The organism is Clostridium sp. D5 (assembly GCF_000190355.1).
Taxonomy (GTDB): Bacteria; Bacillota; Clostridia; order Lachnospirales; family Lachnospiraceae; genus Faecalicatena; species Faecalicatena fissicatena_A.
In genome coordinates, this window is sequence record NZ_GL870819.1 from 65830 (window position 1) to 87205 (window position 21376).

8 protein-coding genes are annotated in these 21376 nt (G+C 45.6%); all 8 read left to right on the top strand.

What is annotated here, in order from left to right; translation table 11 throughout:
* Positions 1–408: 408 nt before the first annotated feature.
* The 8 genes from HMPREF0240_RS19690 (at position 409) to HMPREF0240_RS19725 (ending at position 21375) form a co-directional block, all read left to right on the top strand.
* Positions 409–6639 (top strand): NPCBM/NEW2 domain-containing protein, encoded by a 6231-nt coding sequence (locus HMPREF0240_RS19690; RefSeq protein WP_009005165.1) that lies wholly within the window; start codon positions 409–411, stop codon positions 6637–6639.
* 515 nt (positions 6640–7154) lie between these two features.
* Positions 7155–13838, top strand: coding sequence for an NPCBM/NEW2 domain-containing protein (locus tag HMPREF0240_RS19695; RefSeq protein WP_009005166.1), 6684 nt, complete (start codon positions 7155–7157; stop codon positions 13836–13838).
* A 253-nt stretch (positions 13839–14091) separates the two neighbouring features.
* Entirely contained in the window at positions 14092–14325 is a 234-nt protein-coding gene (locus HMPREF0240_RS19700) for a hypothetical protein (protein WP_009005167.1), read from the top strand.
* A 217-nt stretch (positions 14326–14542) separates the two neighbouring features.
* Positions 14543–16306: a sensor histidine kinase gene (locus HMPREF0240_RS19705; RefSeq protein ID WP_009005168.1), complete on the top strand. Its 1764-nt coding sequence runs from the start codon at positions 14543–14545 to the stop codon at positions 16304–16306.
* Positions 16303–17856 carry a response regulator gene (locus HMPREF0240_RS19710; protein ID WP_035314280.1) on the top strand — a complete coding sequence of 518 codons (1554 nt, stop codon included), beginning with the start codon at positions 16303–16305 and terminating at the stop codon, positions 17854–17856. Before HMPREF0240_RS19705 ends, HMPREF0240_RS19710 begins: the two co-directional genes overlap by 4 nt.
* A 316-nt stretch (positions 17857–18172) precedes the next feature.
* Entirely contained in the window at positions 18173–19453 is a 1281-nt protein-coding gene (locus HMPREF0240_RS19715; protein ID WP_009005170.1) for an extracellular solute-binding protein, read from the top strand.
* A 139-nt stretch (positions 19454–19592) separates the two neighbouring features.
* Positions 19593–20513 (top strand): sugar ABC transporter permease, encoded by a 921-nt coding sequence (locus HMPREF0240_RS19720; RefSeq protein ID WP_035314282.1) that lies wholly within the window; start codon positions 19593–19595, stop codon positions 20511–20513.
* On the top strand, positions 20503–21375 hold the full coding sequence (locus tag HMPREF0240_RS19725) for a carbohydrate ABC transporter permease (RefSeq protein ID WP_035314283.1): 873 nt from the start codon (positions 20503–20505) through the stop codon (positions 21373–21375). The genes HMPREF0240_RS19720 and HMPREF0240_RS19725 overlap by 11 nt, the downstream gene beginning before the upstream one ends.
* Position 21376 lies beyond the last annotated feature (1 nt).

The following is a 21376-nucleotide window of genomic DNA, read 5'->3' on the forward strand; positions in this document are numbered from 1 at the left end:
AGGGAAAACAGGAAGGTCACTAAAGGAATCGGAATCCCATAAACGGGTGCAGAAATCATAAAGGGTACCAACACCAGGAACATCCCAAAAAGAGAAGCCGTTGAGAATCGCATAGAGAGGGTTTTTTGAGAAGAGCAAAAGGATCAGGATAGTTATGAAAAAGTTCAGTCAGGACAAAGTCCTGATAGGCAGCATGTCCGCCGATGTTACAAGGTAACATAAAAATAGCCTCCAGTCGATAAAAATTAGATATATTCAATCGGCTTCGCCACAAATTTTTGGTAATTTGCCAAGCTTTTTGGCGAAAAAAGTGGGTGATTTTTACTGTATAAAGGGAGGGAAAGACTTGAAAAAATAAGGGCTGGGAATTCCGAGAATTTATGCTGTTATAGAGGAGGAAAGAAAGGTATGGGTTCAAAAAGAACAAAAGCAGTGAAGGGGGTAAGAACTGCGAAGAGGCTGATAGCCCTAGGCATAGTCATTTGTATGGTTTTAAGCCAGGGGCTTTTGGTATTAGCGAAGGCTCCCAAGGCGGCGGGAAAGGTAATCAATGTGCTGGATTACGGTGCCGACCCCACAGGAATTAAGGACAGTACAGTAGCAATCCAGAAGGCGTTGAAGGCCGCCAAGAAGGCAGAGGACGACGGGCGTAATCAAGTAACTTTGAACTTCCCTAAAGGGGAGTACCACATCTACAAGGACTATGCAGAGGTAAGGGAGTATCATACTTCCAACACAAACAGTATCGAGCATCCTGAAAAAACAATAGGCATTCTGATTGAGGAGCATAAGAATCTTACGGTTGAAGGCAATGGCTCACTGTTTATGATGCATGGCAATATGATGGCCCTTGCGGTTGTGAAGTCCGATAATATAACACTCAGGAACTTCTCATGGGACTTTGCGGTTCCGACGGTGTCAGAGATGACTATCATGGATATGGGCATGGATGGGGGACAAGCTTATACTGATTTCTATATCCCCAAATGCTTCCCATTTGAGATCAGCGGAAGCACAATCAAATGGTACAGTGAGAAAAGTCCATATACCGGCGAGTACTACTGGACCGAAACAGGGATACATAATGCATATTCAATTGTAGGCTACCAGCCGGATGAGGAGATGACAAGGGCGTATTTCACCAGCGAAACACCCTTCCAGAACGTATCCTCCATCTCAAAGATTAGCGACACCGTTGTGCGGATAACCTATACCGGCAACAACCGCCCGGCGATGCAGAAGGCGGGCATGGTTCTCGAGCTTGCAAGCAGTGCTGTGCGCGAAACAGCAGGGGCATTTACATGGGAATCTACAAACGTTTTGGCTGAGAAGGTCAATGTCCATTTTATGCATGGGTTTGGCTGGCTTATCCAGATGAGCAAGGATGTGACTTATAGAGAATGTAATTTTATGCCGCGGAAGAACTCGGGGCATATCACCGTGAGCTATGCGGATATTATACATGCTTCTGGTGCAGCGGGCCAGATTTTGATTGAGGACTGTAATTTCTCCAATTCCCATGATGATCCGATTAATCTGCACGGCACATTCACCCGCGTGGAGAACCGGGTAGATGACCATAATCTGGTGTTAAAATATATCCACCAGCAGCAGGGGGGATTTCCGCAGTTCCATGTGGGCGATAAGGTAGCATTCTTCACAAGGGATACGCTGGAATCAACGGATAACGAAACATTGTATACCGTTGAGGCAGTGACTGATCCGGGACAGGACGGTAATGATTTAAGGACAATGCAGGTTCGCTTCAAGGAAACCCTGCCGGTGGATCTCAGTGACAGGATTGGCAGTGAACCTAAATATGTGGCTGAAAATGTCACTTATGCACCGGCTGTGACAATACGGAATAACACATTTAAAAATGTGCCGACCAGGGGTATCCTGTGTACAACGAGAAATAAAGTACTCATTGAAAACAATACATTTTTAAATATGTCAATGGCCACGATATATCTCTCCAACGACTCCGATCAGTGGTATGAGTCCGGACCGATCCGCGATATGGAGATCAGGAACAATACGTTTCATATTAAAAATATCGGAAGGACCTCCTGGGAATATGCCCCAGCGGTTTATTTCCATCCGGTTACAAAGGGCGGAGGTCTTCCTTCTGCCGACAACCCAATCCATAAGAACATCACGATTGAGGACAATACCTTCCATATGGATGTGGACACGGTTGTTAAGGCAGAGAGCGTGGAAAACCTAACAATCCGCAATAATAAGGTATGGCGGAAAAACCCGGATGTAAGCATCCAAATTGCAGAGGACAAGAACCAGCTTGCTGTCGGGGAGGTCGGAGCGGTAACCACCACCGCCACAGGAGACACCAACACCCGTCCGCAGGATAACGTCTTTGAATTTACGAAGTGTAAAAATGTTATCCTGGAGGGCAATACCTATGATGACGGTCTGAAAAAATATGCTGTATTAAGTGGTATGCCAGAATCCTACCTGACAAACAAGGACAGCGACATCAAGGTTATGGATAATCGCGATGGTGTCGTAACAGACCCTGTAAGGAACATCCGGTATGCAAGCACTGACCCTTCGGTTGTTACTGTGGACGACAGCGGAAAGTTCTATGCGAAAAAGCAGGGGACGGCTGAAGTTTACGCGTATTATGTATGGAATGACACGATTATCAAATCCAACGCCATCAGCGTTACAGTATCGGCTGATACGGCAGTAAAACCAAGTCTTGAAATTACGACAGAAAAGCCGGTAATCTTAGAGCAGCCGGACGAGCAGAAGACAATCACTGCAACGACCAGCTCATCATCTGCTATCAGTTGGAGTGTGTCAGATTTCCTGACAGGCGGTGCCACGGAAGTGGCAACAATTAATGAAAGCGGGGTTGTTACTGCAAAACAGAACGGTATTGTGTGGGTTAAAGCTAGTGTGGAAGGTATGGAGACCGAGATTCCGGTTGTCGTTTCACTGCCCACTGAAAAAGTAAACCCTGCCTTCAGTATCGTAAGGGAGAGTAAGGGTAACTACGAATTAAACAGCGATAGTCTGACTATAAACATGCAGAGTGGAGATTTATATCAGTCTGATAATAATGTACAGAACCTGTTCCTGTATACATTACCGGATTCAATTGATAAAAACGCGATGCGTACTATTGTAAAGGTAGACAATCTCCCGGTAAGGGAAAGCGACCAATGGGATACGGGAGCCTTCATCTTATACGAGGATGACAACAATTACATTACAATTGGCAAAAAGTCACATTATGACGGCATTACCAGTGTCCGGGAAGTTGGAGGAGCCGCCGTAGAGACCGGCGGGAATAGTTCTGAAAACAGTGTGTCAACTGCCCTGCTTGGGTTCACCAAAAACGGCGATTCCGTTTCCCTTGATTTTAAAGTTGGGAATGGAGAATGGCAGAAGCTAAGAGACCTGGATGCCTCTATGCTGGGGGACAACTACAAAATCGGTTTTGCTACATGGGGGAATGATGAGCGCGGCACAAAAGTCACCTTCTCAGATTTCAGGGCAGCAGGCTCGGATGTGTCATATCAGGATCTTGAGAACCAGGCGACAATTTCATGGGGCAATGTAAACCAGGCTCCAGAAGTCAATAACCTGCACTTCTCAAAAGAAAGTTACTATGTGGGTGAAAGTGCTGAGATAAGCTATGATTTCAGTGATGCTGACAACGACAGCGAGGGTGCAAGCCTGTACCTGTGGAACTATACGCAAGATGGTGTGGAAAAGCAGGAGGTAACGGATGTCCCAAGGTTTACGGCAAAAGCCTCTGGCACGCTGAAATGTGAGGTTTATCCAAAGGATGCCGGCGGTGCACCCGGATACCCTGCCCAGCAGAGCATAAGCGTGGAGAAAGGAAGTGTTGACCTTACCCTTGACAGCTTAGAGATAAACGGGGAAGAGCTTTTAAAAGACGATATGTCAAAGAGAAGTTTTGATGTATACTTACCGGCTGATTTAACGAAGGTTGAACTGTCTTACCATTCAATCATGCCGGACGAGGGAACCATTAAGATTTCCGTGGGAGATAAGGCGGTAACAGCAGACCCGCAGAATGTCGGATCGCTTGTGCTTGAAAGCTTAAAGGACAAGGATGTTATCTCAGTTGAGAGAGGCAAGGATGTCATCTATAAGATTAACGTCCACAGCATTGAAAGCAACAATGTGGCTATAAAAGGCATTACCATGCCAGAGATTGGACTTGATATAAGTGACTTTACGCCCGGAAACTGGCTTGTGAATACGGAAGCCTCAGGCAGTATGATTAATATCACTGCAGATGCTTCCATCGGCAAGGTAGAGCTCCAGAGCGACCACTACCGCAAGCCAGTTCCATTCACAAAGTCAGGAGAGCAATATTCAGCAGAGGTTAATTTCAGAAATGGGCTGAATACCTATTATGTTGTTGTAACAGCAAAGGACAATATAACTACGAAAAAATATATTATCAATGTAATTTATAATGCAAACAGTGACGTCACAGTTCAGAACATTACCTTAAACGGCAGCAGTATTGACGGATTTGACCCGGATGTGTATGAATATGTCACTGAATTACCGGAAGATGCGTCCAAGTTAGCAGTTGCAGCAGAATCAGACGGAAGTCTCCGCCTTGCTATTAACCAGGATACGGTTATCGGAAGCGAGTTAGAGTCCACTTCTCTGAAGAATGGTGTTAATGACGTATATGTGATGGCTCTTGCCGGTGACGGAATTACACGGAAGACCTATCACATTAAGGTGGTTAAGCCTTATAAAGAGAATACCAATGTCCTTGGCATTGCTCTTAACGAAAAAGACATAGCAGACAAGTTTGACGACAGGGGAAAATTGTCTACAACGATACCTGGTGACAAGGTAGTTATGAAAATCCAGGCAGAGGATAAAGGCGCGGATATAAAAGTATCCAGCGGCAAGGAAGTATTTAAAGGAAAAGGCAGCCTTATCCAATCCCTGAATATTTATAAGGAAACCCCTGCTATAGATATTGAGATTACGGCCCGTGATGGTAAAACGAAAAAGTCCTACTATATAGACTTGGAAAAAGCGGTATATCTTTCTGACTTAGATTGGAAGTCGGGAGCAACTGTTGGATATGATCAGATACAGAAGGATAAGGCATCCAGCGGATCAGTTATCCGCATACCTGATAAAGACGGTAATCCTGTCACCTTTGAAAAAGGTATCGGAACACACGCCGAGTCGATTATATCCTACGATGTGGCAGGCTTGGGTGTTAACAAGCTGCAAGGCTATGTAGGGATTGACTACGCAAAATATGGTTCAAATGAATCAAGTGTCCAATTCCAGATTTTTGCCGGAGATACAAAATTATTTGACAGTGAGGTGATGCTGTCAACGACTCCAATGAAAAAATTCGACGTTGACATTGGTAATACAGACATGATTACATTAAAGGCCCTCAAGGGAGAAAATAACTGGAGTGACCATGCAGACTGGGCAGACATCAAGCTTACTGCAGATTTCAAAGCAACACCAGTTAAATATTATGCACAGACAATTACTCCTGCCGAACATGGCGTAATCACTTCAAGTGTGGAAGGAAACAAGCTGCTGGAAAACAGCAGCGTGACTTATACCTTTACACCGGACAAAGGCTACTTTGTTAAGGAGGTAGTTGTCAACGGTCAAAAGGTAATGCTGACAGGCGACCAGTATACCGTAGATACAGTTACGGAAAATATTACAGTATCAGCCGAGTTTGCTAAGGGTGAGGAGCCGGTTAAGTATTACAGCCAGACAATCACTTCTGCTGAGAACGGCGTGATTACCTCAAGCACAGAGGGAGATGCGCTTCGGGAGCACAGCAGTGTAACTTATACCTTTACACCGGACGCAGGCTGCCATATCATAGAGGCGTCTGTGAACGGCCAGGTGGTATTACTTGAAGGCAGCCAGTATACAGTGGCTGACGTAATGGAAAATATTACAGTATCGGCTGTGTTTGCTAAGAAGGAGTCTCAGGCAGTCATAGAAGATGTCAACGGCACTGGCATAAAGGCAGAGATACCCAAGGAACTGCTGGGCGATGCGAATCCAACACTTAATATTACACCAGTTGGAGATTCTGAAGAAAGTTATAAGGAACTGGCTGCATCCCTAGTGGGCAAGGAAGACATACTAGGCGCGTACCAGGTGGCGTTGGAAGGACTGCCGGAAGGGGTTGACGTAAGTGCTGTAACACTTCATTTCCCTGTCGATAGTAAATACAATGGGAAGAGGGCTGTTGTTAAGCTTTTGACCAGTGACCACACAATCGTATCATGGGAAACAGAGATAAAGGACGGTCAGGTTACAATTGAGAACCCCATGGAATTAGCTACATTTATGGTTGCAGTTGACCCGGGTAAAAAACCGGAACCAGAAAAGCCAGATCCACAGAACCCGGGTCCACAGAAACCAGATCCACAGAAACCGGCTCCACAGAAACCAGATACACCAAAACCAGATCCACAGAAACCAGATACATCAAAACCGGGTCAGACCACAGGAAAGCCATCAGCTGCGAAAACAGGCGATGCAAGCCCGGTAGCAGCAACCCTGATTGGCCTGATGGCTGGAGGAGCAGTGATTGCTATAACAGTGAAGAAGAAACGTCAAATATAGGCAGTCAATGCCTGGAGTTTAGTCAAAGCCCCCGCTGCAAGCAACGGGGCATCAAATTTGCAGCGCAGCAAGCAGCAGGGGATTTGGTCTATGCTCCGCTCCGGTCGTTGCTGAACAAACGTCCACTGGACGTTTCGCGACCTACGCGGCAGTCGCCAAGAACATGCAGGTATGGCTTGGGGTCTAGGTTTCACTGCGGTTCGTTCTAAACAAGTGCCACTGGCACTTATAACCGTTGCCCGTGGGAATAAAGAAATGGTTCATGGCAAGTTACAGCAAAAGGCAGCAGCAGTTTTACAATATTAATTGTACCCTAAAGGAAAGGTAGCCGGTATACCGATTGCTACCTACATTCTAACAGTTTAAGTAACAAGATGGGTAAATCCTTACTGGTTGTAAGGGGTATGAACCATAAATATATTGTAGTAGAAAGGAGATGTTATAACTTTATAAAAAGGATGAAAGTCGACAGGTGTTTTTCAGTGCCAAGAAACTAAAGGAAGGAAAAATTTTCCATGAGAAAAAGGATTTTATCATTTTTGTATGTTTTTATATTGATATTTACATTACAGCCAATTCCAGCAAAGGCGGCACCGGAATCCGGGGCAGCGCTAAACATTAGTTATGAAGGTTCAAGAGAGAAATTAAATTTCAATCAGGGGTGGAAGTTTATAAGAAGAAACATTCCTGATGCAACCGGGGTTGATTATCCAATGTCCGACTTGGAAGGATGGGAGAATGTCAACCTACCCCATACTGTCCGCGAGGAGCCTTATCAGAACAGCGGAAGAACAAATGGCGGCAACTACCAGGGACAGGCTATGTACCGCAAGCATTTTAGCCTGCCCGATTCCTATCAGGGGAAAAAGCTCTATATTGAGTTTGAAGCAATTATGGGTGTATCCGACGTATGGGTAAACGGTCAGCACCTGCAGTCCCCAATAGCGGCCAAAACCGGGACAAATACGTTTTACGGTGGTTATCTGCCAATCATATTAGATGTTACGGATGTGGTAAAATGTGATGGCTCACGCAATGTCATCACCGTGCTTGCAGACAACAGCGACAACGGTCTCGTGCCACCGGGAAAACCGCAAAAGCAGTTGGATTACAGTTATTTTGGAGGCATTTACCGCAATGCATGGCTGGAGGTAACAAATCCGATACATATTACGAATGCAAATTTTGAAGATGTAGTAGCCGGTGGAGGCGTCCTTGTGGATTATCCCAAGGTATCAAAGTCCCAAGCAACAGTGTCGGTTAAAACACATATCAGGAACGAGGCAAAAGCCCCACAGGATGTGACGTTGAAAACAGAGGTAGTGGACAGTGAAGGCAGCGTTGTAGCACAGGGAACAGATACAAAGCGTATAACAAACGGGGAGGCAGATACCTTTGAGCAGTCTATCAAGGTAACAAAGCCTAAGCTTTGGAATTTGGAAACACCTAATATGTACAAGCTGGTATCCCACGTCACTGTGGGCGACAAAGAGATTGATAAAGTAGAAACCCCTATCGGTATCCGCAAGGTGGAAATGAGCAAAGAAACCGGGATACTGATTAATGGGGAGCATCCGGGCTTCCTCTCTGGTGTAAACCGGCATCAGGAGTATCCTTATATCGGATTTGCGGCTTCCACAAGTCTGCAGAGAAGAGATGCAATCAAATTTAAAGAAGCCGGGTTCAATATCGTCCGGGTTGCACACCATGTCCCCTCTTCCGATTTTTTGGATGCCTGTGATGAGCTGGGAATCTTTGTTATGGACTGTGTACCTGGCTGGCAGTACTGGGACAGCAACCCTGTATTTGGAAAGCGTGTAAAGAGCGATATACAGCAGATGATCCGAAGGGATCGCAACCATCCATCCATCTTTACCTTTGAGATTTCCTTAAATGAATCTCCTGGCGTTCCTGCCAACTTTACAAATGACTGTGAAGCACTGGCGAAGAAGGAGCATCCCTCACTCAAGACATCAGCAGAGAATCCGCACAAGGGTGCAGTTGCCGATGTTTTGTACGGTACACCGGAGGAAGTGGCAAGCTGGTCTGATACAGCCATGTCCCTGATTCGTGAATATGGAGACCACTGGGAAGAGCAGAACGGACTGGTTAAGGATTTCTGCCGTGTCACACGGGGACCGGGTACCTTCTATCCGGGCGGCGAGGCTGCTATGGTGACTCAGGGAAACAATAAGCTGTGGAACGGCTTCACCTTTATCGGCACAGGAGCCTGCTCCTTGTCCCAGGGCATCCAGAACTATAACCGGAGCGATAAACGTTTCGTAGGGGTCGTACAGTGGATTGGGATTGACCATAACAGGGGTTATCATGACACCATGTCCCCATGCGGAATAATGGATCTCAGAAGGATCCCCAAATACTCCTACTATGCGTTTGAGAGCCAACGTCCAGTTGAACGGGACGCTTACTTGGAGTCAAAGGGAGCGGAAACTGGTCCGTCCATGTTTATTGCAAGCAGCTGGGGGGCAAACGCACCAATTCTTGATAAAAAGAATACCCCGGTGGGCACAGATACAAACAGAATTATCTATGTATACAGTAACACGGATAAAGTAAGGCTATCGGTAATCGGCGCAGACGGGACAGAGCTGTGGACGCAGACCCATAATCCGATTAACGATAAAACGGCAGGACTTTTGGATCATCCGCCGTACCTGTTTGAAAATGTTCCTTATACAGCAGGGTCTTATCTGAAGGCAGAGGGACTTTCCGGCAGCGGTGATGTTATACTTACAAAAGAGATGCACACAGCCGGCGTACCTGCACAGTTAAAAATTGAAGTAGACCAAAGCGGGGCGAATTTGGTAGCAGATGGCTCTGACGCGGCCATGGCTTATGCCTATGTGCTGGATGCAGACGGCAACCTTTGCCAGGAAGCAACAAATACGCTTACCTTTAGTTTAGAGGGAGATGCGAAAATTATTGGCGATGGTAACAGGCGTGTCGGATCCAACCCGGTGGACGCAGAGGCAGGTATCATGGGTGTCATGATACAGGCAGGAATGACAGCCGGTCCGGTTAAAGTGAAGGTGGAAGCAGCCGGTCTGACATCGGCAGAAGCCACAATCACTACAGAAGAGTTTACACAGAAGTATGTGCCGTATGAAGAGGTTGCAGCAGGACCTCCGCTGGATACTGCATCCATGTTTCTGACTGAGAAAGAATATACAATCCCCGGATTTGACGTACAGGATATTACCAAAGGCACTGTTACTGTAAACGAGAATCCATACAACAACAGCATTGAGTTTACGAATATGACCCGTGTCAACTATGCATTGGAAGGCACGTACAGCCGGTTGACGGCAAAGGCGGCATTGAAGGATTCTTCCAATACAACAGGCGGGGCAGTCTTTAAAATTTACCTGGACGGTGTCCTGCGCTATGTATCCAGTCCTGTAAGGGATAATATCGTAGATATTGATATTGACTTATCCGGAGCCCAGACAATGACACTGGTCGGGGAGGATATAACCGGCGCCAACACAAGCAACCTTTTGTGGCTTTCCCCTTATATTTATGAAGGAAACACATTGCCGGATGAAAGTGAGCTGAGAGAGAACCTGGCGCTGAATAAGACAGCAAAGGCATCCTCCTCTGATACAGATACGCCCCCTGCTTCGGCAGTAGACGGCAATATCACTACATTATGGAGAAGCGGGAAGGATGTGACGAAAGGAAAACCCCAGTCATGGCAGCTTGACCTGGGAGAAGCTAAGAATATACGGAATGCAAAGCTGGCGGTAGAACATGACTATCTGCAGTGTACGTATGATATCTATACCTCCAAAGACGGAAATAAGTGGGATAAAAAAGCTACTGGTTCCAAGACAGCGCACGGCAATGACAATCTGGATAAGTTTACGGCAGAAGGCGTGCAGTATATTAAGGTTGAATTTACTGATGTGAAGCTGACACAGGGAGGAGGCGAGGGCAGAGAGCCAAGGGCTTCCATAAAGGAATTTGAGGTTTATGCAGATAAAGGCGTTGATACTGTTAATAACTATAACCTCAAGGGCTTTTCTATAGGTGGCAAGGACATCGCATTTGATGCCAAAACGACAGATTACACAATGCCTCTGGAGGGATATGAAAAGGACTTCTATGTGAAGGCTCTGCCGGTAAACAGCGAGTCTACAGTCAAAATCAACGGTACTGAGATGCCCGCGCATAAGGAAACTAATTTAGACAACGTAGACTACACCAAGGTTTCACTGAATAAAGACGGACAGATAGTATTTGAAGTTATTTCACCGGACGGGCTGGGTAGCAAGACATACATTGTTCAAACAACTGGGAAAAATGACTACAACCTTTTCCCGGCAGTCAAGTGCTTAGTTCCGGGTAAGAACGGCGCAAATAACTGGTATTACCAGACCATGGACAAAAACAGCGGCGAGATTACTTCAATGCCAGACAATGCGTTCGGCTACATCAAAAGCGAATCTGCATGGGGCAAGGGAAATGGCAACTGGATTTATTCCGGGCCGAGATTCTTGCATTCAGCAGAGAATACCTTAGCGGTCAGAACCTTTGAAGTGCCTAAGGATGGAACGGTTATGTTCCAGACGGATGCCACAAAATATACCGGACAGGCTGGGAGTGTTGCATTTAAGGTACTAAAGAACGGGAAAAAGGTATGGCCAGCAGACAGTGAGTGGAAAGTGCTGGGCAGCACAGGAACCCTGAATATATCCTTTTCAGCGGATGTAGCAAAGGGTGATAAGCTGCAGCTGGTTATGGATCCTGACGGCAACAACGGTGGGGATGCCACATGCGCGCTTTCAACTGTCCAGTATATGGATTCAACAGAGGCCGACCATGCAGAAATTCAGGGAAAAGATATCCTGACAAAGGTGGAAGGCACAGCTTTAACAGCAAATTATACAGCCGAAATATTTACCGCGGATGGAACAGCTATACCGGATTTTGAATGTGAATGGAGCTTGCAGAAACCTGTTGCAGGCGTAGTTATCAGCGATAAGGGTGTATTAAGCATCGATGAAGATGTGAAAAACACGACCCTTATATTACAGGTTTCCAAGGGCGATAAGCTGCTTGGGACGAAAAGTGTCACGATCAAGAGCGTGGCGGCATTGGATTACTTATCCGATTTGGAGTGGACAAGCGGTACTTCAGGTGACGGCGGAAGCATCGGCAAGGATGTGAGTCACAGCGGAGCTGCTATACAGCTTACCGGCTCAGGCAATGCACCTGTTACATACGAAAAGGGACTTGGAGTCCACGCTCCATCAGAAATTACGTACAATATCAAGGACAGGGGATATACTTCATTTGAAGCTATGGTAGGAGTTGATTACTCACAGAACCCGGACGGTTTCAATGCATCAGTTACCTTTAAAGTATATCTGAATGGTGACGAGACAAACGCAGTATTTGACAGCGGAGAGATGGTATTTAACACGGAGCAGAAGGCGGTGAACATACCGCTTGACGAAGGCATTGAAACAATAACTCTGGTGGTTGAACAGGGCGAGAATGACTGGAGCGACCATTCAGACTGGGCTGACGCGAAGTTTATTCAAGAAGTGTCAGCATCGGTTGACACGGTGGATACAGTAGCCGAAAGTCTGACAGTTAGGCCGCCTGCACCTGGCGAAACACAGCTTGAGATGCCGACAGTGCCGACTGGGTTCAATGTTGCCCTTACAGCGTCCAGCAATGAAGATGTGATTGCACTGGACGGCACAATTACACCACCGGATGAGGCACTAAGCGTTGCACTGACCTTTACCGTTTCAGATGAGGGAGATTCGGCATCCAAGGTCATCACTGTCGTAGTTCCGCCAAGAACCGTTACGGTTGAGATGGTGGCAGACGCGCTGACAGTGACTATGCCGCAGCCAGACGAGACAAAGCTGGCCATGCCTGCAGTTCCAAACGGATTCAGTGTAGCCATTACAGCGTCCGGCAATGAAAATGTCATCGCTCTGGACGGAACGATAACGCCTCCTGAACAGGCAATGGATGTTGATGTGACATTTATCGTCACAAAGGACGGTAAATCTGCGACAAAGGTTATTACAATAGCAGTGCCGGCAAAAACGGCTACGGTTGAGATGGTAGCGGATGCGCTGACCGTCACCCCGCCGGAAAAGGATGCAGTGAAGCTGGAGATGCCTGTAGTACCTGAGGGATTCAGCGTAGCTCTCACAGCCTCCGGCAATATTAATGTGATTGCTCTGGATGGCACAATTATTCCACCTTCAGAGGTGACAAGCGTTGAGCTGACTTTTACGGTTACAAAAGATGGAAAATCAGCGTCAAAGGTAATCACAGTAACAGTGCCGTCCAGAACAATGACGGTGGAAGAGGTAGCAGATTCCCTTACAGTCACCATGCCGGGGAAAAACGAAACAAAGCTGACTATGCCGGAGGTACCGGAGGGCTTTAGTATCGCGATTAAGTCTACCAGCAATGAAAATATCATAGCTTTGGACGGGACAATCGTTCCACAGGATAAAGTAGCAGATGTTGATGTGACCTTTATTGTCACAAGTGTGGCAGACGAAACTGTGAGTGCTGAAAAGACTATCACGGTCCGTGTCCCAGCAAAAACAGGCAATCCGCCGGTAGATCCAGATGATAAGAAGGATATACTTATCAACAAGGGGGACGGTACCACACCACCTACAGAGATACAAGGAATATTTAGTAAGGATGCAGTTCTGAATGTGGCTGTAATACCAGTGGAAAACGATACATATAAAGCGCTGGAGGCAAAAATGGCGGAAGGCATGGAAGCATTAGGCGCTTATGAGGTGTCTGTAACCGGAGAAGCACAAGGATCGTTTATACTTACCTTCCAGGTTGGTGAGAAGCACAATGGGCGTGATGCAATTGTATATCACATGAAAGAAGATGGAGAGATTGAAGCTAAGGAAACAGTTGTTAAAGATGGGAAAATCACGATTACAATTGATTCATTATCTCCGTTTATGATTACAGTTGCTTCAGCAGGCGAAGAGCCGGCAAAACCATCCGAGCCAACGAAGCCATCAGACCCAACAAAACCATTAAACCCATCTAAGGTTCCGTCAGGCCAGAATCATACGGTTAAGACAGGAGATGACTCTCCATTTATTATGTTATTCATAATCTGCCTGCTGGCAGGCGGCACAACAGTCCTTATCATCTGGAAGAAGAAAAGGCTATAAAATAAAATTGGGGGTTTGCGGGGCGCCTTAGGGCACCCCGTCTTTATAGGGGAAGTAAAAGAACTTCCCTAAAAGAAAAATCGCCCGGACCGTGAGGTCTGAGCGATTTTTTAGTAGTGCGCCCGGCGGCGCACGTTTCTAACCAGTGTAAGTCTGGAATCCGCTCCGTAGTGGGAAGGATATAGCCGAAGGCAAGGGTGTCCATCGTGAGGTGGAATCTGAAGGGAGCTGGATGCGGGAAACATACTAAGCTGTGGAGGTTGAATTTGAACATGTTGTTGATCCTCCATATCCTATGGGTCTGGTGTATGAGGATGGAAGTGTGCGTGAAAATGTACTTCAGCATCTTAACAGCCAGTATACGAATGAGGAGAGAACGAAATACAGAGGGCGTGGGTATAATTATGAAATGGCGGATTATGAAAATGTAAGCGAGCTGCTCTTTTATGTGGGCGAAGAAGTAGTACGTGTGCCGGTGGAAAAGTAGGATGAAAAGCGAAGTGTATGTATAAAGTACACTTCGCTTTTATTAAATTGGTTATTTCCACTCATTACCAGAGAATTATCATTTGTTTCTTGTGCAATTTGTGGTAGACTGTAGATGGAAAATATAGGAATGTAAAACAGGACTTCCTGAAAACAATAATAAGGATGGTAACCCCATTCTTTTTTTATCTTACTTAATACGAGGATGAGAGAATACAATGAAAAAACCCCATTTCAGAGAATATTTAAAAAAATACTATAATCAAATGGCGATCCGCCAGAAGATGATTATGTCCCTGATACTCTTTGTGATTATCCCCATTATTGTTCTGGGGATATTGTTCAGTGTCAGGATGTTCCGGCTGAGTGAGCGGAACCAGTATGAAATGCAGATCAACCAGCTTCTGCGGTCGGCAAATGATATCGATACCCTGAATCAAAATGTTACCCGAGAGGCCGCCGTGTTGTCAGGAGATGATTCTATCAATGCCATTTTGTCCGGAAATGCAACGGTTATGGACTATAAGAATGCTGCGCAGAAAATGAACTCAGCGGTGGATAAGATCGAATTCTGCAGCGTGATTGCGGTCAGCAAAAACGGGCAGGTGCTATTTCAGCGTGGATCCAGTTATATGGAGGAGTCAGAGAATAAAGAATTCACCGATAAAATTGAGTCAGACGAAGTCCTCTATCTATGGACGGCCGGCAACGAGGTAAACTTTAAGCCGGGGATTCATGTTACAACAAGGCCTCAGATTTCATTTTATACAAGCATTATGAAGAAACTGACGCTTCAGAATGAAGGCGTATTAAGTATACATATTGATGAGGAAGCGGTACTGGGAAAATTGCTGCCTTATTCAGATAATGAAATAGGACAGGATATTGTTCTGTTTGATGAAGACGGAAATGTGATTCTGTCCAATTCAGATGATTCTAAAATGATTGAATTGTGCAGATCCAATATCTGGGCGGAGGATAATCGGAAAGATACCGGATATTTTACTGTGGACAGCAGTGAAGGCCCGCAGATTGCCCTTTATGCAAAATGCGATGAGAGCGGCTGGTATATGCTGCAGACAGAAAAGAAAATATCTTATCTGGGTACACAATTCATATTTATCTTTTCTGTTATATTATTGTGTGTATTGTTTGGATGTATCTATGGGATGATTCAGAATCAAACGATTATAAAGCCTCTTCATCATCTTGCAGAGCGTATTCACGTGGTAAAGCAGGGCGTTCTTGAAAAAAAAGAGTATGAAGTGGCAGGGGATGAGATCGGTAATGTTGAGAGCGGATTTGAGGATATGGTGTCTCACATCAATAAACTGATTAATCAGGTCTATGTTCAGACTATTAAAACCCAGGAAGCGGAGCGGGAGATGATGCTGGCTAAAATAAATCCTCACTTCTTATATAACTCTCTTGATTCTATCCACTGGCTTGCGATTCGCAATAAGGATTATGAAGTCAGCGAACTGCTGGAGGTTCTGGCGGATATATACCGCAAAATACTGGCGTCCGGGGAGGGGATGATCCCTATCCGGGAAGATCTGGAATTCATAAATGATTATATATTTTTACTGGATTTCCAAATGGGAGACAGGATCGAGTTTATAAAAGATGTTCCGGGAGAGCTTAAGGCATATGTGATTCCAAAGCTGATCACCCAGCCCCTCATAGAAAACGCGGTAGGGCATGGGCTGAATAAAACGAAAATGAATGGAAAAGTAAAAATCAGGATAAGGAAAAAGAACGATAGGCTGCATATTTTTGTGATAGATAACGGAATCGGATGTGATGCAGAGGGATTAAACCGAATTTTGCAAGACGGAAACCCTGAATCAGCATTTGCACTTAGAAATATAAATGACAGAATCCGGCTGCGTTTCGGCGGGGAGTTTGGGGTTAAGATTTACAGCAGGCGCGGATGGGGCACCATAGTAAAGGTTACGGTCGGTATGGAGGAGAAAGCATGAAATTAATGATTGTGGACGACAACAGGCAGGTCAGAGAAGGGATCCGTTACGGAATTGAGTGGGATAAGTATGGGTTTACAGAGGTGACTGATTATGCGGACGGCGCGCAGGCAGCCAGAAAACTGACGGCGGAGAAACCGGACATTATCATTGCAGACATCCGGATGCCTGATATGGATGGTCTGGAGCTGCTGGAAGTCGTGCGTAAAAATCTGGACAACTGTAGGTATATTCTTCTGAGCGCATATTCTGAGTTCGAATATGCCCAGAAGGCAATCAGACTGGGAGCGGATGACTATATTTTGAAGCCCGTGAAACCGGATAAGCTGATTGACATCGTGATGAAAAATGCCAGAGAGCTTTCATCCAGGATCGAGGAGCAGGATGTCTATTTTGGCATCTATGAGAAAAGCTTTCTTCACTTACTGTCAAAAGGGGAAGCAATCGGGAATGAGGATAAACTGAAACAGCTTCTGGCATATAAGTATGGATACGATATTACAGGCAACCTTTCATTTCTGGTATTAGTGCAGATTGAACGCTCCAATGGGAAAATGCTGAAAAAGCCATTAAAAGAAAAAACAATCACGCAGATTAAAGAACGGCTCATGGACAAAGGTGCCGTATTTGTCATTCAGGAGAACCGTTTAGCCTTGATCTGCCAGGGGGACAGTTCACAGATGAGGAACTTAAACTTTCAGTATGAGATTAAGAAGGCGATTGGCGAAGTGAACGAAGTGCTTTTGCAGGAAGGACTGGCACTGACTGCCGGAATTTCTGATTCACTGGGGCTGAAGGAACTTCATACTGCTTACCAGCATGCAAACGATGCGCTGGACCGGACATATTATGGGAAAAGCGGAGAATGTATCTTATATATAACCGGGGAGCAGAGCCAGAAGGCTGAATTTCCGGAGGAGCGGCAGAAGTATTATCAGAACCGGATCGTGGACGCCTATTTGCGCAGGGAGCAGAAAGAACTGCACGAAATATTTTCGGAACTCAGCAAACTGGCTGAAAAGGAAAGATACCGGAAATCCGGAATGGCGGCTTTTTTTAGGCACTGTTATTTGTCGCTGCTGCAGCGGGGGGGAATGGAAAGCGGGCCCGAATTTGAAAAGAGTGTGATTGAGGATGCCGCCCACTTCGAAAAAAGTATCCAGGAATTTGAAGAATATTTGAAGTGGTCCTTAAACGGGGAACGGTCATCCGGCAATGCGGAGGAGTTTTCCCTGCTGATTAGAAATATCTGTGATTATATGGAAGAACACTACGGAGAACCGATCAGTGTGGAATCTATTGGCAGTGTTTTTGGCCGCACCCCGAACTATATTTCTGCGAAGTTTAAAAAAGAGGTGGGAAAAAGCTTTACGGATTATCTGATCAGCCTTCGAGTTCAAAAAGCTGTCAGCATGCTGAGATATACCAGCATTCCCATACACGAGATCGCCGCAAAAACAGGATTTGGGAGTTATGCATACTTCTCAAGGACTTTTCACAGATGTACTGGTAAGAGTGCAGGAGCCATAAGGAAGGAAAAACAAAGCTGAACAGCAATCCCTGAAAGTTTGACATTATAGTGAAAGTACTCTTGAAACAGAATATATAGCAGTGCGCGTCTGCGTATACATCACGTCCGTCTGAGCAATGTAGATGGCCGGACATACGAATGATCAGATACGCTCCGGGGCAGAGAAAAGTAAAAAGTTTGCTTATTTCTCTGCCTTTTGATATTTAAAGAATTATTTTCGAAATAATACGTGGAGTATAGAAAAGTGATATATTTTTATAGAATTTTGTCATAAATGAGAGGTTAACTGGCTTGATATAATAAAAACATCAAAGAAAGAGAAGGAGAGAAAGAAAATGAAAAGAAGGTTATTAGCAACGTTGTTGGCAGGGATTCTTACAATGTCGCTTATCGGCTGCGGGCAAAGTGCGGACGAAGATAAGGGCAAAAGCAAAGACAAGGCCTCTGACGGAAAACAGGACCTGGTTATTCTGATTACAAACCCGGGGGATGTAAACAACACAGTGGAAGAAAAGCTGATTGAAAAGTTCGGTGACAAATACAATATTGTCACAAAACCCTGGGATGCGGCATCTGTAGAGCAGACTGTAAAAACAGCGGCGGCAGCGGACGAGCAGATGGATCTGGTTCAATACTGGCCGAATCAGATGAACAGTTTTACGGAGGTGGGGCTTGCCACAGATCTGAATGAATATATGGACGATGAATGGAAAGCCACATTCAACGAGGGTATGCTGGACATCGGAACTTATGACGGGAAACTTTATAATTTACCGTATAAGACAGTGTATCCAGCAATGCTGGTGGACCTGGAAGTGACTCGTGCCGCGGGAATCAAGGATGAGGAACTGAGTGACCAGCTGACATGGGAAGAATTTTGCGATTTAAGCCGGAAGATCGAGGAAAATACAGACGCCTCAGGTGCAGGAATTGCCGATATGTACGCATGCTGGTTATCCAGAAACGCAGTGATGCAGGCATGGGATACGGATGAAGAACTGGATCAGTGGAATGCAGGTGAGATTTCTTTTAAGGATGAAAAAGTTGTAAAGGCACTTGATAAGGTAAAAGCTGTATTTGATGAAGGTCTGTTTTATCCGGGAGACGGTGCACTTGCAGTTACAAGAGATCAGCTGTACGGAGCGATTTCCGCTCACAAAATCGGATTTATATTTGATTCTTCCACTGCGATGAAGACGACGATCGACAATTCCGGACTGAAGGAATTTAAAGTCTGCGACTTCCCGATCATGGGAAATAATCCGACAAACCCTCTGCTGGGCGGCTGTGACGGTTACTTTATTCCAACATGTGCGAAAAACGTGGAGGGCGCCGTGGAAGTTATGAAATGGCTGACAGGGGAAGAGATTATGACATACCGTGCAGAAAACGGACAGGTTCCATGCGCAAAAATTGCGGAGGATGCAGCAGTTGATGAGGGGTTTATGCAGTCTATTTCCAGATGTATTGATCAGATTTATCCTTCAGAGATTATAAATGTGGATGCCGAGCTTTCTGATTACATGCAGAACCAGATGCCGGCGAACTATATCTATAATGGAGAGACAGCTTTGAGCGAACTGGATGAATTAAGAGAAGCAGCTCTGGATAAATAGCATATTGTTAACATGTTCACTTGAAGCGGGTACTGCCTTGAAATAACGGCGAGTTTGTTTTAAGGCAGTATTTTTCTGCCCTTTTTCAGGAGAAAATAACTGGATATGGTGAGCAAAATAATGAAAGGAGGAGTAAAGAGTGTCCGCTAAAATGAAGAAAGTGGGAAAAAGCGGGTTAAGCACGACCGTAAAATTGCAGATGATTGGCGGCGTGTTTTGCATCCCGGCACTGATTATTGTAACATTTGCAACTATAATACCAGTTATATGGAATGTTGTGCTGAGTTTTTGCAATTGGGACGGCGTATCGGGAATGAGCTTCAACGGTGCAGGTAATTATTTCAAATTTTTTGCTGACAGGGCCAGCCTGAAGGCAATCGGCTTTTCACTGGTGATCGCCCTCATCGCTACGGCGGTGGCAATGGCCTTGGGGATTGGGCTTTCACTTTTAATCTATAAGGTGAGCAGGATCGAAGGTGCGGTTTACCGTTTTGTATTCTATAGTCCGGTCATGCTCCCGCTGTCTGTGGTAGGGCTTTTGTTTACCCTGGTTCTGGCAACGGATGAAGGTCTGCTGAATAATATTCTGAGACTGATTGGGATGGGAGACCTGCAGACGGCCTGGCTGGCAAAGAAAGGAACGGTGCTGGCAGTAATAGGAATCGTGCAGGGATGGAGAAGCAGCGGCACGGTAATGATGCTTGTGTATACGGGGATTATCGGACTTCCAATTGACCTTTTTGAGTCCTCCAAGCTGGACGGGGCTACTTACAGGCAGGAGGTACGTCATATTATCCTTCCCCTCATTAAACCAACTATTCAGCTTGCACTGTCCATGTGCGTTATGAGTGCATTTAAAACCTATGATATTGTATTTACCATGACCGGCGGAGGGCCGGGAGATATCTCCAAGACCGCCCCGCTGAAAATCATTGAGCAGGCATTTATGTTTAATAAATATGGACTTGCCGCAGCAAACAGTGTGATATATGCAATCATTGTTGTGGTGATCCTGGGCATTTTAAGGAAAGGAATCGGAGGTGACAAATATGAGTACTAATGCAGCGGCGGTACATACAGGAAAAAGCCGGAAGAAGATAAAGCTGTTTCCGGTTGCCAGCAGGATCGTGCTGATCCTGCTTGTGGTGATATGGACGTATCCGGTTCTTTTTTCCTTGCAGACTTCGTTTAAAACACTGGAAGAATTTTTCGCAGATATATGGGCGCTTCCGCAGAAACTGGGACTCGATAATTTTGTTAAGGCATTTACACAGGGGCACATAGGGGAATACTTTTTGAATAGTATCATCATAGCAGTGGTCTCCCTTGTCTGTATTGAGGTAATATCCGTCATGGCAGCATACGCCCTGGCGAGACTGCGCATTCCGCATACGGAACTGATTATTATGCTCTGTTTTGCAATCCAGCTTCTCCCGACGGAAACGATTATCATACCGCTTTATATGATGATGTCCAAAGCCGGTATGCTGGGAGTAAAGTATATACCGATTATAATTGCATATGTAGGATGGTCCATCCCCGGAACTACGGTTATATTGAAAAACTTTTTCGACACGATCCCAAAGGAGCTGCTGGAGGCGGCCAGAATCGACGGATCCGGCGAGATCAGGAACCTCTTTAAAGTGGTTCTTCCGCTTATGAAAGGTGCACTTGCAACCTGTATTGTTATGAATTTTACTTTTATCTGGGGAGAACTTATGTGGGCCAAGACGGCAACGCTTACCACAACCGCAGGGCTTCCGCTTACGGTAGGACTGATGAATTTTAAAGGGGAATTCGGAACCAACTGGCCATTGCTGTGCGCGGCAATCTGTATGATTATTATACCGCTGTATCTGGTATTCCTGTTCCTTCAGAAATATTTTGTTTCATCACTCACGGCTGGCAGCGTAAAAGGTTAGA